Genomic DNA, 14865 nt, shown 5'->3' on the forward strand with positions numbered 1-14865 from the left:
GGGGCACGCGCAAGAAGGAATATTCATGAGTACCAAGAACTTTGACGTCGTCGTGATCGGCGGCGGCCCCGGCGGCTATATCGCGGCCATCCGCGCGGCCCAGCTGGGCTATAACGTTGCCTGCGTCGACGAGTGGAAGAACGAGAAGGGCGGCCCCGCTCCCGGCGGCACCTGCACCAATGTCGGCTGCATTCCCTCCAAGGCCCTGCTGCAGTCCAGCGAGCACTTCGAGCACGCCGGCCACCACTTTGCCGACCACGGCATCAGCCTGGACAACCTGAAGATCGACATCGCCAAGATGGTCGGCCGCAAGGACCAGGTGGTGAAGCAGAACAACGACGGCATCCTCTACCTGTTCAAGAAGAACAAGGTCACTTTCTTCCACGGCCGTGGCAGCTTTGTCGGCGCCAAGGACGGCGTCTATGAGCTCAAGGCCGGCGACGAGACCGTCACCGCCAAGCACGTGATCCTGGCCACCGGCTCCAATGCCCGCCAACTGCCCGGCGCGGAGTTCGACGAGGAGCTGATCCTCTCCAACGACGGCGCGCTGCGCATCCCGGCCGTGCCCAAGAAGCTGGGCGTGATCGGTTCCGGCGTGATCGGTCTGGAAATGGGCTCGGTCTGGCGTCGCCTGGGCTCGGAAGTCACCATCCTCGAAGCCATGCCCGCCTTCCTGGGCGCGGCCGATGAGGGCGTGGCCAAGGAAGCCGCCAAGATCTTCAAGAAGCAGGGCCTGGACATCCAGCTCAGCGTCAAGATCTCCAAAGTCACCAAGGGCAAGAGCGATGTGACCATCACCTACACCGACGCCAAGGGCGCCGAGCAGACCCTGGTGGTGGACAAGCTGATCGTTTCCATCGGTCGCGTGCCCAACACCATCGGCCTGAACCCCGAGGCCGTGGGCCTGACGCTGGACGAGCGCGGCGCCATCGTGGTGGACGAGGAGTGCAAGACCAATCTGCCCAATGTCTGGGCGGTGGGCGATGTGGTGCGCGGCCCCATGCTGGCCCACAAGGCCGAGGAAGAAGGCGTGGCCGTGGCCGAGCGCATTGCCGGCCAGCACGGTCATGTGAACTTCAACACCATCCCCTGGGTCATCTACACCAGCCCCGAGATCGCCTGGGTCGGCAAGACCGAACAGCAGCTCAAGGCAGAGGGCGTGGCCTACAAAGCCGGCCAGTTCCCCTTCCTGGCCAACGGCCGTGCCCGTGCCCTGGGTGACACCACCGGCTTCGTCAAGTTCCTGGCCGACGCCAAGACCGACGAGATCCTGGGCGTGCACATCATCGGCCCCTTCGCCTCCGAGCTGATCTCGGAAGCCGTGGTGGCCATGGAGTTCAAGGCCTCGGCCGAGGACATCGCGCGCATCTGCCACGCCCACCCCTCGCTGTCGGAAGCCACCAAGGAAGCGGCCCTGGCCGTGGACAAGCGCACGCTGAACTTCTGATCAGCCGTAGCGCACAGCAGCATGTAGAAGGGGCGGCCAAGGTCGCCCCTTTGTCTTGAGAAGCATCTATGGTCTCCGTTACCGAGCTCTATCGACAAACCCTGGCCGAACGCGGCTACACGGCCGACCCGGCGCAGCTGCGGGCCGTGGCGGCCCTGCAGCGCTGCCAGGATGAATGGGCCGACTACAAGGCCCGCCGCTCCAATGCGGTGACCAAGCTCTTGCGCCACCCGCCGCTGCCGCGCGGCGTCTATATGTTTGGCGGGGTGGGGCGGGGCAAGAGCTTTCTGATGGACTGCTTTTTCCAGGCCGTGCCGCTGACGCGCAAGACCCGCCTGCACTTCCACGAGTTCATGCGTGAAGTGCACCGCGAGCTGCAGGAGCTCAAGGGCATCGCCGATCCACTGGAGGAGCTGGGCCGCCGCATCGCCAAGCGTTTTCGCCTGATCTGCTTTGACGAATTCCATGTGGCGGACGTGACCGACGCGATGATCCTGCACCGCCTGCTTGAGTCCATGTTCAAGCACCGCGTGTCCATCGTCACCACCTCCAACTTCCATCCCGACGGGCTCTATCCCAACGGCCTGCATCGTGACCGCATCCTGCCGGCCATCGCGCTGCTCAAGGACAAGATGGAAGTCATGAATGTGGACAACGGCACCGACTACCGGCGCCGCACCCTGTCCCATGTGGCGCTCTACCACTGCCCGCTGGACGAGCGCGCCGACGCGGCGCTGAGCGAGGCCTTTGAATCCCTGGCCGAGGCCCGTGACGAGAGTCCCCTGCTGCATATCGAGCACCGGGAGCTGCGTGCGCGCCGTCGCGCCGGCGGGGTGGTCTGGTTCGACTTCCAGACCCTGTGCGGCGGACCTCGCTCGCAGAACGACTATCTGGAGCTGGCTAGCCAGTTCCACACCCTGATCCTGTCCAATGTGCCCGAGATGCCCGTGCGCCTGGCCAGCGAGGCCCGGCGCTTCACCTGGCTGGTGGATGTGCTCTACGATCGCCGGGTCAAGCTCATCATCTCGGCCGCCGTTGAGCCGGAGCAGCTCTACACCGAAGGCCCGCTGGCGCATGAGTTCCCGCGCACCGTGTCGCGTCTGCGCGAGATGCAGAGCGAGGAATACCTCGCGCTGGAGCGTCGCGACGTGGATACCGCACTGACCTGAGTCCGGCGGCTGCAACAACGCGCTTGTCCTCACTTCACTGCTAGGGAAACCGTTTCATGCCCGCGAAGCCGACGCTGTCCATGCTGAGCCTGCTGCTTGCCGCGCTGCCGTTGTGGGCTCAGGAGGCCGAGGGCCTGGACCGCGCAGGTCTGGCCGCCGAGCGTGCGCGGGTGGAGGCCCGCTATCAAGCGGCTATGCAGGCCTGCCTGTCACGATTCGCGGTCACCGCCTGTCAGCAGGCCGCACGGCGTGATCGCAGCGACGCCCTGGCGCCGCTGACGGCCAGGGAGCAGGCTCTCGACGCGCGGGACCGGATGGAGCGGGCCGAGGCGCAGCGCCGGCGCGCACAGGAGAAGGATGCCGCGGCGGCGGCCGATGAGGTGCGCCAGCGCCAGCGCCAGTTGCTTCAGCCCTCGCCACTTGCCACCGCGGCCTCGGCGGCTGCGCCCGCGGCCGCGGCCTCCCGCCCGTCGGCAAACCGCCCCGACCCTGCGGCCCATGCGCGTCAGGTGCAGCGTGATATCGCACAGGGTGAGCAGCAGGCGCAGCGGCAGCGCGAGCGAGCCCTTCAGCGCCAGCGCGATGCCCAGGCGCACCGGGAGGCCTTGGCCCGCCGTGACAAGGAGCGTGAGGCGCAGGGCAAGGCTGCTGCCGCCCCCCTGCCTCTGCCTACGGCCTCCGACATCGAGGCGTTGCCGACGCCGCGCCGTTGATCAGGCCAGTGCGTCCAGACGCACCACAGCGAGCGAGAGATTGTCGCCACCGCCATGGGCGCGTTGGCGTGCCTTGTCGATCAGGAGTTCCGCGGCCTCGCGCGGTGCCAAGCTGTGAAGCACCGTGCCCAGCTCGCGCGGGCTGAAGTAGTGCCACAGGCCATCGCTGCAGGCGATCAGGCTGTCGCCTACCTCCAGACGCTCGATCTGTGTGACCGTGGGCGTCGGCTCCTGCACCGTGCCCAGGCAGCCGGTCAGCAGATTCGACTGCGGATGCACCGCCGCCTCGGCCTCGGTGATCTGGCCTTCATCCACCAAGCGCTGCACAAAGGAATGATCCATGGTGCGCTTGACCAGGCTGGGGCCGCGGAAGTGGTAGATGCGCGAGTCGCCCGTGTGGACCCAGTAGCACTGCCGGTCCGGCATCACCAGAAAGGCCGCCAGGGTGCTGTGCGGTTCTTCCTCGGTCGTGATGGCGGTGAGCTTGATCATCAGATGGGCTTCGGTCGCCACTTGATGGAGGAAGGTCGCGGGCTCCTCCTCGCCGGGCGTGAAGCGCTCGAAGAGCTGCCGAGCCGTCAGCACCACCTGATCGGCGGCCTTGCGTCCCCCGCTCTTGCCGCCCATGCCATCGGCCACCACGGCCAGCAGGCAGCCAGCCTGGCGCGGGTGACCGATGATCTCGACCTGGTCCTGTTGGTATAGGCGATCGCCGCGGTGGGTACCGGTGGCGGCGTTGACTCGAAAACCGGGCGTGCTGTTGCGGCTCATGCTGGGCTCTTGGTTGCCCGCAAAACTATAATCGGCAAATGCCGGCGCCCGCGTGTTGCGAGCCCGTAAATGAGCTGCATGGACGAACAACTTCACTCCCTGTCGCGTCGCTTGATCGAGTTGCGCATCGAGCATGCCGATCTGGACGTGATGATCGACCGCCTGGTGCTTCAGCAGCCCATCGATGAGCTGGCCTTGCTGCGGCTCAAGAAGCGGCGTCTGGTGCTGCGCGACCTGATCGTGCGCCTGGAGCAGGCCACCGACCCGGCTGAACCCGCCTGATGGCGAGCGAGGGGGATCCGGGCCAGCCCTTGCCCGCTGAGCTGGAGCAATGGGTGCTGGCGGCCTTCGAGGTGGGCGGGCCGCTGTCGCGTGCCGACGCGCACTATGCGCCGCGCGAGCCTCAGCTGAATATGAGTCGGGCCGTGGCGCGTGCCATTGCCGAACGCGAGACCTTGGTGGTGGAGGCCGGCACCGGCGTGGGCAAGACCTTTGCCTATCTGGTGCCCGCCTTGCTCTCGGGGGGGCGGGCCCTGATCAGTACCGCGACCAAGAGCCTGCAAGACCAGCTGTTTCTGCGCGACCTGCCGCGCCTGATCAATGCCTTGCAGATGCCGCTGCGCAGCGCCCTGCTCAAGGGGCGAGGCAGCTATCTGTGCCTGCATCGCATGAAGTACGCGCGCCACAGCGCGGAGCTGCCCGATCGCCGTTCGGTCTTTCTGCTGGCCCGGGTGGAGCAGTGGGCGCAGGCCACGGTGAGCGGCGACCTGTCCGAGATGGATGGGCTGGACGAGCGTTCGCCCCTGATTCCCCTGATCAGTTCCACCCGTGACAACTGCCTGGGTACGGAGTGTCCCGACTATCGGGCCTGTCATGTGGTCAAGGCCAGGCGCGAAGCCCTGGAGGCGGATGTGGTGGTGGTCAATCACCACCTCTTCTTTGCCGATCTGAGCTTGCGAGACAGTGGTGTGGCGGAATTGCTGCCCACGGTTGATCTGGCCGTGTTCGATGAGGCCCATCAGCTGCCCGAGGCCGGCCTGCAGTTTCTGGGCACCATGCTGGGCACGGGCCAGCTGATCGACTTCTCCCGCGACCTGCTGGCCCAGGGCCTGGCCCAGGCGCGCGGCTTGCAGGATTGGCAGGCTGTGGCGGCGGCGGTGGAGCGAGCCGCCCGCGAGCTGCGTCTGGCCTGCGCCGGTGGCATGAAGGAGTTGCGCGGCCTGATCAAGCTGCGCTGGCAGGAGCGGGCGGAGCAGCCGGGATTCTCGGCGGCCTTGGATCAGGTGGCGGGCGCTGTGCGGCTGGCGGAGGCGGCGCTGGCCACGGTCGCGCCCACGGCGCCGGACTTTGTGCGCCTGCATGAGCGTGCGGGCCAGTTGCGCGATCTGGCGGCGCACTTCGCCTCATCGGCCGAGCCCGGAGCGGTGCGTTGGATCGATCTGGGCACGCACCAGGCGCGCTTGGTGGAGTCGCCGCTGGACATCCGCAAGGCCATGCAGGAGCAGCTCAACGGCCCACCCAAGGCCTGGATCTTCACCTCCGCCACCCTGGGCGATGACGAGCGTCTGCGCTGGTTCACCGAGCCGGCGGGCCTGGACGATGCCAAGGTGCTGCGTGTGGGCAGTCCTTTTGACTACGCCAACCATGCGCGGCTTTACGTGCCGCGAGGCTTTCCCAAGCCCAGCGACCCCAGCCATGGCCCCTCGGTCGCCATCATGGCGGCGCGCTGTGCGCGTGCCCTGGGTGGGCGGACCTTTGTGCTGACCACCACCTTGCGTGCCTTGCAGACGATTGGGGAGGCGCTGCGCAGCGAGTTCGAGCTCGACGCCGAGCCCATCCAGGTGCTGATCCAGGGGGCTGCGCCCAAGCGCCTGCTGCTGCAGCAGTTTCTGGAAGAGCCGCGCTCGGTGCTGGTCGGTTCGGCCAGCTTCTGGGAAGGCATTGATGTGCCCGGCGACGCCTTGCAGTGCGTGCTCATCGACAAGCTGCCCTTTCCGCCGCCCAACGACCCCCTGGTCGAGGCCCGCGTGCAAAAGCTGGAGTCCGAGGGGCGCAATGCCTTTGCCGAGTTCTTCATTGCCGAGGCGGCCATCGCGCTCAAGCAGGGCGGCGGCCGCCTGATCCGCAGCGAGGCCGACAGGGGCTTGCTGGTGGTTTGCGATCCCCGCATGGCGGGCATGAACTACGGCCGCCGTCTGCGCGCGGCCCTGCCGCCCATGACCCAGGTTGCCAACGAGGGCGAGGCCCTGGACTGGCTGCGCCGCTTGGCGGCTGAGCGCGAGGGCGGGGACGATTGGGCTGAGGGTGATCCGCCGTTTTGAGCCCTGCTGATCGCTGGACCCAATGAAAAACGCGTGCCTCAGGCACGCGTTTCATCGAGGAGCCAGGCTCAGGGAAGGCTCACCAAAGGCGCCACCACGCGCGCTTCTTGCTCGCATTCCCGGCCAGATGGGCGCTGTCGGGGAAGTTCTTGCGGAGCACGCGCTCGGCGTCATCACGCAGGGGCTTGAGCCCCATCTTCTCGTAGCTCAGCATCATCAGATAGAGCGCCTCTTCCACGGCCGGGGCGCGCTGAAACTCCTGAATCGCCTGCTGGGCCCGGTTGGCCGCGGCCACGTAGGCGCCGCGGTTGTAGTAATAGCGGGCCACATGCACTTCGTAGGCCGCCAGCGTGTTGGTGATGTAGTCGATGCGCAGGCGGGCGTCACCGCTGTACTTCGACTCGGGGTACTGCTCCACCAGCTGCTGGAAGGAGAGCAGGGCGTCGCGGGAGGCCTGCTGGTCACGCTCCGAGATGTCCTGATCGGCCAGGCGGCCGAACAGGCCCAGGTCCTCGTTGAAATTGGACAGGCCCTTCAGATAGAGGGCGTAGTCCATGGCGGCGCTGGTGGGGTTGAGCTTGATGAAGCGGTCCAGGGTGGTGACGGCCGCGGTGCGTTCACCGCTGCGGTACTGGGCCCAGGCCATGTCCAGTGCCGCCTGCTGGCCCATCAGCGTGCCGGCGGCGCGGCCCTCGATGCGCTCCAGGGTCTTGATGGCCCGGTCGTAGCTGCCGGCCTCGATGTCAGCCTTGGCGTCTGCATACAATTTGTCCAGGGCGGCCTGGGAATTCTGGTCCTCGGGTGTCGAGGAGCAGGCCGCCAGTAGGGCCAGAATGCCGGCCGAGAAGCCGGTTACTACAAGGCCGCGCAACCGCGAGCGGTGTTCAGTCATGGTCCAGGCCGGCTGCGGATGCCGACAATCAACAAAGGTGGAGTCTGATTATATGGTTGAGGCCTTGCCTGCCCCTCTGGGCGAGGGCGCGGACGAACCCGAGTTCGAGTCGGCGGAGGAGACGATCGAGGAGCGCAGTGCCGCCGTGCCTGCCGAGGGCCATGGTCAGCGCCTTGATCGCTGGCTTGTCGGCTTGGCGCCGGAGTTCTCGCGCAATCATCTGCAGGGCTTGATTGAGCGCGGCTGCGTCTGGGTCAATGGCCAGCCGGCGCGCAGCGCCTCGCAGCGCTTGCAGGCGGGTCAACTGCTGCGGGTGCAGCTGCAGCCCACGGCCGAGAGCCAGGCCTTTCGTGCCGAGGCGCTGCCCTTGCAGATCGTGTTTGAGGACGCCCACCTGCTGGTGCTCGACAAGGCGGCCGGCATGGTGGTGCACCCCGCGGCCGGCAACTGGTCCGGCACCCTGATGAACGGCCTGCTGGCTCACCACGCCGGCGCGGCGGCCCTGCCGCGCGCCGGCATCGTGCACCGGCTGGACAAGGACACCTCGGGCCTGATGGTGGTGGGCAAGACGCTGGAGGCCGTGACCGCGCTGAGCCGCATGATTGCGGCGCGCGAGGTGCATCGCGAGTATCTGGCCCTGGCCCAGGGGCATGTGGCCGACGAGCTCTTCATCGACGCGCCGCTGCGCCGCGATCCGGTCTCGCGAGTCAAGATGGCGGTGCTGGCCGGCGGCAAGCCGGCGCGCACCGATGTCTACTGCCTGGGCCGGGTTGATGTGCAAGGCCGGCGCTACAGCGCCTTGCACTGCGTCTTGCACAGCGGCCGCACCCACCAGATTCGTGTGCATCTGGCCAGTCGCGGCCATCCGCTCGTGGCTGACGGGCTTTATGGAGGAGCGTCTGCCCTGGGTTTGCAGCGCCAGGCCTTGCACGCCGCGCGCCTGAGCCTGCGCCATCCCATCACGGGGGCGGACTTGCGCTTTGATGCGCGCCCGCCACAGGATTTGTCCGATGCCTGGGTCGCTGCGGGCCTGCCGCCGCCGGTGCTTGAGGAGCGCTGTGGCTGAGGGCGCTACAATCGGCGCAGCTGGCCTGATCAGAGACCGGGGCGAATGGCTTCCTCCCCTCGGATCCGAACCGCCAGCCCCCGGGGCCACGCCGGCCCGCCGCAGTCCGTGAGGGCGCGCGGCGGCCCGCCCAGTATTTGAGCCCCGAGATGCTCCCGAGCCCGAAGCCCGATCAATGACCCGCTGCCCGTATGGCGGCCCGCTGACAGAAGTCCATGAACACCCAGGATGCAAAGCGCGTCCTCGAGACCGCGCTGATCTGCGCCCAGCAGCCGCTCACGCTGCGGGAGCTGCGGACCCTGTTCGCCGATGAGGTCGGTGCGGACACCCTGCGTGCGCTGCTCGACGAGCTCAGCCGCGACTGGGAGCATCGCGGTGTGGAGCTGGTGGCGGTGTCCTCGGGTTGGCGCTTCCAGAGCCGCCCCGAGCTGCGTGAATTCCTGGATCGGCTGCATCCCGAGAAACCGCAGCGTTACTCGCGGGCCGTGATGGAAACCCTGGCCATCATTGCCTACCGTCAGCCGGTGACCCGGGGCGATATCGAGGACATCCGCGGCGTGGTCGTGACCAGCCAGATCGTCAAGCAGCTGGAGGAGCGCGGCTGGATCGAGGTGATCGGTCACCGCGAAGCCCCCGGCCGCCCGGCGCTCTATGCCACCACGCGCCAGTTCCTGGATGATCTGGGCCTGGCGAGTCTTGAACAGCTGCCGGCCCTAGAGGCCGGCGGCGAGACGCCGACCGCTCTGGGCGAGCTGCTGGGCCGCGAGGCCCAGGAGTCGCAAGACCCACCGGCCGACCCCACGGATACCGCCCTGGATCTGGCGGCCGAACCCACTCCCATCGAGGCAGGCGTCGACGCGCCGACCTCTCCCCAAGAACCCCCAACCCCCAACCCGGCGCCCGAGAGTTCTCCTGCGGGCGCATCCGCTGCGGTGTTTCCGACCGGTGAACCCGGTGCCGACCCCGCATCCGACGCTAGCGAGAAGGTGCAAGCCGACGCATGAATTCCAACGACAACGAGATGAACCCGCCGGCCCCCGAGGCTGATGCCGCTGCGGCGGCGCCCAAGCGCCGCCGCAGCCCCCGTGCGGCCGCGCCGGCCGAGGCTGCTGCACCCGAGGCCTCGGCCCCGGCGGCAGCGGATGAGGCCGCCAAGCCGGTGAAGCCGCGCGCGCCGCGCAAGACTGCGGCCAAGAAGGTTGCAGAGGCGAGCGGCGAGGCTCAGGCCGAGTTGGCGCTGGCGCCAGCAGAGTCTGCCGAGCCGGCAACGGCGGACGCCGCCCCCGCGCCCAAGCGACGCAGCCCGCGCAAGAGCGCGGCCGTTGCCGAGGCAGCAGCCGAAGCGGCTGCTGTGGTGGCCGTGGAGGCGCCGGCCGCGCCGGCCTCCGAGGCCGCACAGGCCGCACCGTCGGCGGCAGCCGGCGGCGAGGGTGGCGAGGCTTCGGATGGGGAGGGCGGTGATCGCGAAGGTCGCCGTGGCCGCAACCGCCGTCGCGGCCGTCGCCGTGGTGAGGGCGGGGAGGGCGCCGAGGCTGGCGAAGGCGAGGTGATGGACGCTCGCGAGGGTGGCGAAGGCCAGGAGGCCGGCGCCCCGCGTCGCGCCGAGTCCGCGCCCGAGGAGCTGCTGGCCGCCGTGGGCGAGCGTTTCGCCCAGGTGCTGGCCGGCGAGTTCGACGGCAGCGAAGCCGAAGAGGCCGCCGCCAGCGAGCCCGCCGCCGAGGCCGAGAGCAAGCGCGTGCTGGCCCCCGAGCCCGATGCGCCCAAGCTGCAGAAGGTGCTGGCCCAGGCCGGCGTCGGCTCGCGCCGCGATATCGAGGACATGATTGCCGAGGGCAAGATCGAGGTGAATGGCGAGGTGGCCCATATCGGCCAGCGCATCTCCTTCGGTGACCGCGTGGCCGTCAACGGCAAGCAGATCCGCGTGCGCATCTCGCCGCCGGCGCCCCGCATCCTGGCCTATCACAAGCCCACCGGCGAGGTCGTGACCTTCAACGACCCGGAGGGGCGCCCCACCGTGTTCCGCAGCCTGCCCAGACTGCACCAGGGCAAGTGGCAGTCGGTCGGCCGTCTGGACCTGAACACCGAAGGCCTGCTGCTTTTCACCAACTCGGGTGAGCTGGCCAATCAGCTGATGCACCCGCGCTTCGGCGTGGAGCGCGAGTACGCGGTGCGCGTGCTGGGTTCGCTCAATGAAGACCAGCGCGCCCGCCTGCTGGAAGGTGTGCAGATCGAGGGCCAGTCCGCGGGCTTCAAGAGCATCGTGGACGGTGGTGGCGAAGGCGCCAACCGCTGGTATCGCGTGGTCATCACCGAAGGCCGCAATCGCGAAGTGCGCAAGCTCTTCGAGGCCGTGGGTCTGGTGGTGAGCCGCCTGATCCGTATCCGCTACGGCACCGTGGTGCTGCCGCGCGGTCTCAAGCGCGGCGTCTGGGTGGAGCTGGGCGAGGACGATGTGCGCATCATCCGCCGCCTGGCCGGTGGTCCGCAGCAGGCTCGCGGCGAGCGCCAGCAGCAGGCGCGCGACGAGCAGGCCCAGCAGCGTGGCAAGCGCAACCGTGGCGGCAAGGGGCCGCGTCCCAGCCGTCCGGAGGCGCCGCCCCAGCCGCGTCAGCAGGTCGAACGTGGCCAGGATCGCAGCCATGAGCGCCAGGAGCGCTCGCGCGACAGTGACTACGAGGATGACGATTTCATCCCCCACAACGTCAATCCGCTGGAGCAGACCTTTGACCGCCGCTTTGCTTCCAGTGGCAAGCGCGGCTTCCCGGCCGGCTTTGGCGCGGGTGGCAGTGGTGCCCAGGGCACCGGTGCGCCGGGTCGGGGTGGTCGCGGCGGCAAGGGTGGTGGTGGCAACGGTCCGCGTGAGCCCGATCCCATGCAGACCTCGGTGGGCTATATCGGCGCCGACGCCTTCACCCGCCGCGGCGGTCGTGGCGGCGGCGGTGGTGGTGGCAATCGCGGCGGCGGTGGCAACCGCGGCGGCGGCGGCGGTCGCGGTCGCCGCTAAGCGCGTGCTCGCGCCGGGCCCTTGAGCGGGCCCGGATCGAATTTACACAGTCACACAGTACAATCCCGGGTTTTGCCAAGCCCCAGATTTCAGGAGAAAAACATGGCGATCGAACGCACCCTTTCCATCATCAAGCCCGATGCCGTCGCCAAGAACGTGATCGGCCAGATCTACAGCCGCTTCGAAGGCGCCGGCCTGAAGGTCATCGCAGCCAAGATGGCTCACCTGTCGCGCGGCGAGGCCGAGGCTTTCTACGCCGTGCACAAGGCGCGTCCCTTCTTCAACGACCTGGTGAACTTCATGATCTCCGGCCCGGTGATGATCCAGGTGCTGGAAGGCGAAGGCGCCATCCTGAAGAACCGCGACCTGATGGGCGCCACCGACCCCAAGAAGGCCGAGAAGGGCACCATCCGCGCCGACTTCGCCGACAGCATCGACGCCAACGCCGTGCACGGCTCGGACGCTCCCGAGACCGCCGCCCAGGAAGTGGCGTTCTTCTTCCCCGGCATGAATGTCTACAGCCGTTAATTCGGCACCAAGCCTCTTGCGCTGCTCAGGCCTGGAGGCCTGAGCAACACAGCGAGAAGCAACACCCATGAACGCGGTCAACCTGCTTGGATTCGATCTGGAAGGACTGGCTGCGTTCTGCGAGCAGCTGGGGGAAAAGCGCTTCCGCGCCACCCAGCTGTTCCGCTGGATTCATCAAAAGGGCGCCTCTGACTTCGAGCAGATGAGCGACCTGGCCAAGTCGCTGCGCGAAAAGCTGCGCGGCAAGGCGCATATCACGGCCCTGCCCGTGATCTCCGAACATGTCTCCGCCGACGGCACGATCAAGTGGCTGTTCGACGTGGGCGGCGGCAATGCCGTCGAATCGGTCTTCATCCCCGAAGACGACCGCGGCACCCTGTGCGTGTCCAGCCAGGCCGGCTGCGCGGTGGGCTGCCGTTTCTGCTCCACCGGCCACCAGGGCTTCAGCCGCAATCTGGACACGGCCGAGATCATCGCCCAGCTCTGGTATGCCGAGCACAGCCTGCGCCAGCGCTTCAAGAGCAGTGAGCGCGTGATCACCAATGTGGTGATGATGGGCATGGGCGAGCCCCTGCAAAACTACAGCGCCCTGGTCCCGGCCCTGCGCATGATGCTGGACGACCATGGCTATGGCCTCTCGCGCCGCCGCGTGACGGTCTCGACCTCGGGCGTGGTGCCCATGATCGACCGCCTGCGCGAGGACGTGCCGGTGGCCCTGGCCGTGTCCCTGCACGCGCCCACCGACCCGCTGCGCGACCAGCTGGTGCCGCTGAATAAGAAGTACCCGATTGCCGAGCTGCTGGAGGCCTGCAATCGCTATCTCGAGAAGGCGCCGCGCGACTTCATCACCTTCGAGTACTGCATGCTGGACGGCGTCAACGACACGCCGGAGCAAGCCGAACAGCTGGTCAAGCTGCTGCGCGGCAAGGTATCGTGCAAGCTCAACCTGATTCCCTTCAACCCCTTCCCGGCCTCGGGTCTGAAGCGCAGCTCGAACGCGCGCGTGCAGGCCTTTGCCGAGGTGTTGATCAAGTCCGGTATCGTCACCACGGTGCGCAAGACCCGTGGCGATGACATCGATGCCGCCTGCGGCCAACTGGCCGGCGAAGTGCAGGACCGTACCCGTGTTGAACAGCGCATGGTGCGGGCGCCGGTGGTGGTTCATGGTCTCGGGGGGCGCAATCCGCAGTGATGCACTGATGAATGGGCGCTCATGAAGACAAGACTCCTGCAGATTCCGCTTGCACTGGCCCTGGCGCTGGGCTTGCTAGGCTGCGCTGGCACCAATACCGGCTCGACCGAGCCGCGCACGGCTTCTGATCAAACCGATTTGGATCGTCGCGCCGCCGTTCGCGTCGAGCTGGCCTACGGCTATTTCGCCCGTGGGCAGTTGCCGACCGCCCTGGACGAGCTCAAACAGGCCCTGATGGTGAAGCCTGACATGGTCGAGGCGCTGGGTCTGCGTGGGCTGGTCTACGCGGCCATGGGGGAAATGACGCTGGCGGAGGAGAGCTTCCGTCGCGCGCTGGCGCTGAAGCCGAGCGATCCCGATACGCTTCACAACTACGGCTGGTTCCTCTGCCAGCAAGGGCGCTTCCCGGACGCAGGCCTGCAGTTTGAGCGCGCACTGGCCCAGCCGCAGTACCGTGGCGTGGCGCGAACCTTGTTGGCCCAGGGCGTCTGCGAAGCCACGGCGGGACGGCTGGGGGCGGCCGAGCGCACCCTGGCGCGCGCCTTCGAGCAGGATCCGTCCAATCCGGCCATCGCGATGAATCTGGCCGATGTGCTGTATCGCAATGGTCAGCATGAGCGCGCGCGCTTCTATGTCAAGCGAGTGAATGAGCAGCCCGAGCAGGTGAATGCGCAGAGCCTGTGGCTGGCCCTGCGCATCGAGCGGCGCTTGGGAAACACCATTTCGGTGGGCGAATACGGCCAACAACTGCGCAGGCGCTTTCCGCAAGCGCCCGAGACGCAGGCATTGAACAGCGGTCGATTCGATGAGTGAGGGGGAACGCATGTCCACGATCGTCAGCGAGGCGCCCGGCCAAGTGGCGCCGGATGCGATGCAGCCGTCGCAGACGGCGGGGGGGCGGCTGCGTGCCGCCCGTCAGGCACAGGGTTTGAGCATCGCCACGCTGGCCGCTCGACTCAAGGTACCGCAAGCCAAGCTTGAGGCCATGGAGGCCGACCGCCATCAGGATCTGCCGGACGCCACCTTTACCCGGGCTCTGGCCAAGGCCATGTGCCGTGCCCTGCAGCTGGATGCGGCACCGGTGCTTGAATTGCTGCCGCGTGGCAGCGAACCCGGGCTGGATCGCGTCAGCAAGGGGCTGAACACGCCTTTTCGTGAGCGCATGGCGGGGGACGGCAGTCCTTCCCTCGAATGGCTCAAGCGACCCATGATCTGGGGCCCAGGTCTTTTGCTGGCTGGGGCCCTGGCGGTTTACCTCTTGCCCAATGAGTGGCTGCAGCCCCCGGCGGCCAGCGAGATCGAGTCGCCCAAGTCGATGGTCGAGCCGCAGGCTTTCCCGACTGCATCGCCGACTTCATCCCCGGCCCCCGCGGCCAGCGCTGATGCGTCCTTGCAGTCGCAGGCACCCGTGCCGGCGGCCAATGTGTCGCCCGCTCCCACGACGGCCGCGTCTGCGGCGGCAGCGGTGTCCGCCGCCGTGCCCGCTCCGACGGCCAGTGCGCCCCTGCCGGGGCAGGTGCCGATGCAGATCAAGGCCCGCGAGGACTCCTGGGTCGAGGTCAGCGATGCGCAGGGGCAGGTCTTGTTCTCCCGGCTGCTGCGTGGCGGTGAGCAGGCCGCGTTGAATGTGCAGCCGCCGCTGCGCCTGCGCGTGGGCAATGTGGCGGGCACCGATATCGTGCTGCGTGGCAGTCCGGTTGACCTCTCGGCTCAAGCCCGCGACAACGTCCTGCGCATGGAACTCAAGTAGGCATCATTTCCG

At 67.8% G+C, this 14865-nt stretch carries 14 protein-coding genes; 12 read left to right on the forward strand and 2 right to left on the reverse strand.

Annotation, left to right across the window (positions count from 1 at the left end; genetic code table 11):
- Positions 1-25: 25 nt before the first annotated feature.
- From lpdA to DFR39_RS05185, 3 genes are all read left to right on the forward strand, one after another.
- On the forward strand, positions 26-1447 hold the full coding sequence (gene lpdA / locus DFR39_RS05175; protein ID WP_133602490.1) for a dihydrolipoyl dehydrogenase: 1422 nt from the start codon (positions 26-28) through the stop codon (positions 1445-1447).
- 68 nt (positions 1448-1515) lie between these two features.
- Positions 1516-2616 carry a cell division protein ZapE gene (gene zapE, locus DFR39_RS05180; protein WP_133602491.1) on the forward strand — a complete coding sequence of 367 codons (1101 nt, stop codon included), beginning with the start codon at positions 1516-1518 and terminating at the stop codon, positions 2614-2616.
- A gap of 56 nt (positions 2617-2672) precedes the next feature.
- Complete coding sequence (locus DFR39_RS05185) at positions 2673-3329, forward strand: hypothetical protein (RefSeq protein ID WP_133602492.1); 657 nt, start codon at positions 2673-2675, stop codon at positions 3327-3329.
- On the opposite strand, the gene DFR39_RS05190 is transcribed toward DFR39_RS05185, so the two are convergent.
- The gene (locus DFR39_RS05190) at positions 3330-4100 is read right to left on the reverse strand and encodes a PP2C family protein-serine/threonine phosphatase (protein WP_133602493.1); all 771 of its coding nucleotides are present in this window, start codon (positions 4098-4100) and stop codon (positions 3330-3332) included.
- A gap of 78 nt (positions 4101-4178) precedes the next feature.
- On the opposite strand from DFR39_RS05190, the gene DFR39_RS05195 reads away from it, so the two are divergent.
- Together DFR39_RS05195 and yoaA are read left to right on the forward strand one after the other, a co-directional pair.
- Entirely contained in the window at positions 4179-4382 is a 204-nt protein-coding gene (locus DFR39_RS05195; RefSeq protein WP_133602494.1) for a YdcH family protein, read from the forward strand.
- Positions 4382-6421 (forward strand): DNA repair helicase YoaA, encoded by a 2040-nt coding sequence (gene yoaA / locus DFR39_RS05200; RefSeq protein ID WP_133602495.1) that lies wholly within the window; start codon positions 4382-4384, stop codon positions 6419-6421. The genes DFR39_RS05195 and yoaA overlap by 1 nt, the downstream gene beginning before the upstream one ends.
- 79 nt (positions 6422-6500) lie before the next feature.
- Here the strand turns inward: yoaA and DFR39_RS05205 are convergent, their stop codons facing one another.
- On the reverse strand, positions 6501-7313 hold the full coding sequence (locus DFR39_RS05205) for an outer membrane protein assembly factor BamD (protein ID WP_133602496.1): 813 nt from the start codon (positions 7311-7313) through the stop codon (positions 6501-6503).
- A 52-nt stretch (positions 7314-7365) separates the two neighbouring features.
- On the opposite strand from DFR39_RS05205, the gene DFR39_RS05210 reads away from it, so the two are divergent.
- The 7 genes from DFR39_RS05210 (at position 7366) to DFR39_RS05240 (ending at position 14853) form a co-directional block, all read left to right on the forward strand.
- Complete coding sequence (locus DFR39_RS05210; protein ID WP_133602497.1) at positions 7366-8379, forward strand: RluA family pseudouridine synthase; 1014 nt, start codon at positions 7366-7368, stop codon at positions 8377-8379.
- A 215-nt stretch (positions 8380-8594) separates the two neighbouring features.
- On the forward strand, positions 8595-9383 hold the full coding sequence (scpB, locus tag DFR39_RS05215) for an SMC-Scp complex subunit ScpB (RefSeq protein WP_133602498.1): 789 nt from the start codon (positions 8595-8597) through the stop codon (positions 9381-9383).
- A complete protein-coding gene (locus tag DFR39_RS05220; protein WP_133602499.1) occupies positions 9380-11383 on the forward strand; it encodes a pseudouridine synthase in 2004 nt (667 codons plus the stop codon). Before scpB ends, DFR39_RS05220 begins: the two co-directional genes overlap by 4 nt.
- Before the next feature lie 102 nt (positions 11384-11485).
- Entirely contained in the window at positions 11486-11911 is a 426-nt protein-coding gene (ndk, locus tag DFR39_RS05225) for a nucleoside-diphosphate kinase (protein ID WP_133602500.1), read from the forward strand.
- Between the two features lie 67 nt (positions 11912-11978).
- Positions 11979-13103, forward strand: a complete 1125-nt coding sequence (rlmN, locus tag DFR39_RS05230) for a dual-specificity RNA methyltransferase RlmN (protein ID WP_133602501.1) — start codon at positions 11979-11981, stop codon at positions 13101-13103.
- A gap of 21 nt (positions 13104-13124) precedes the next feature.
- Positions 13125-13916: a type IV pilus biogenesis/stability protein PilW gene (pilW, locus tag DFR39_RS05235; protein ID WP_133602502.1), complete on the forward strand. Its 792-nt coding sequence runs from the start codon at positions 13125-13127 to the stop codon at positions 13914-13916.
- A gap of 10 nt (positions 13917-13926) precedes the next feature.
- Positions 13927-14853 carry a helix-turn-helix domain-containing protein gene (locus DFR39_RS05240; protein WP_246030701.1) on the forward strand — a complete coding sequence of 309 codons (927 nt, stop codon included), beginning with the start codon at positions 13927-13929 and terminating at the stop codon, positions 14851-14853.
- Positions 14854-14865: the final 12 nt, after the last annotated feature.

This window comes from Roseateles asaccharophilus (assembly GCF_004362405.1).
Lineage (GTDB): Bacteria > Pseudomonadota > Gammaproteobacteria > Burkholderiales > Burkholderiaceae_C > Kinneretia > Kinneretia asaccharophila.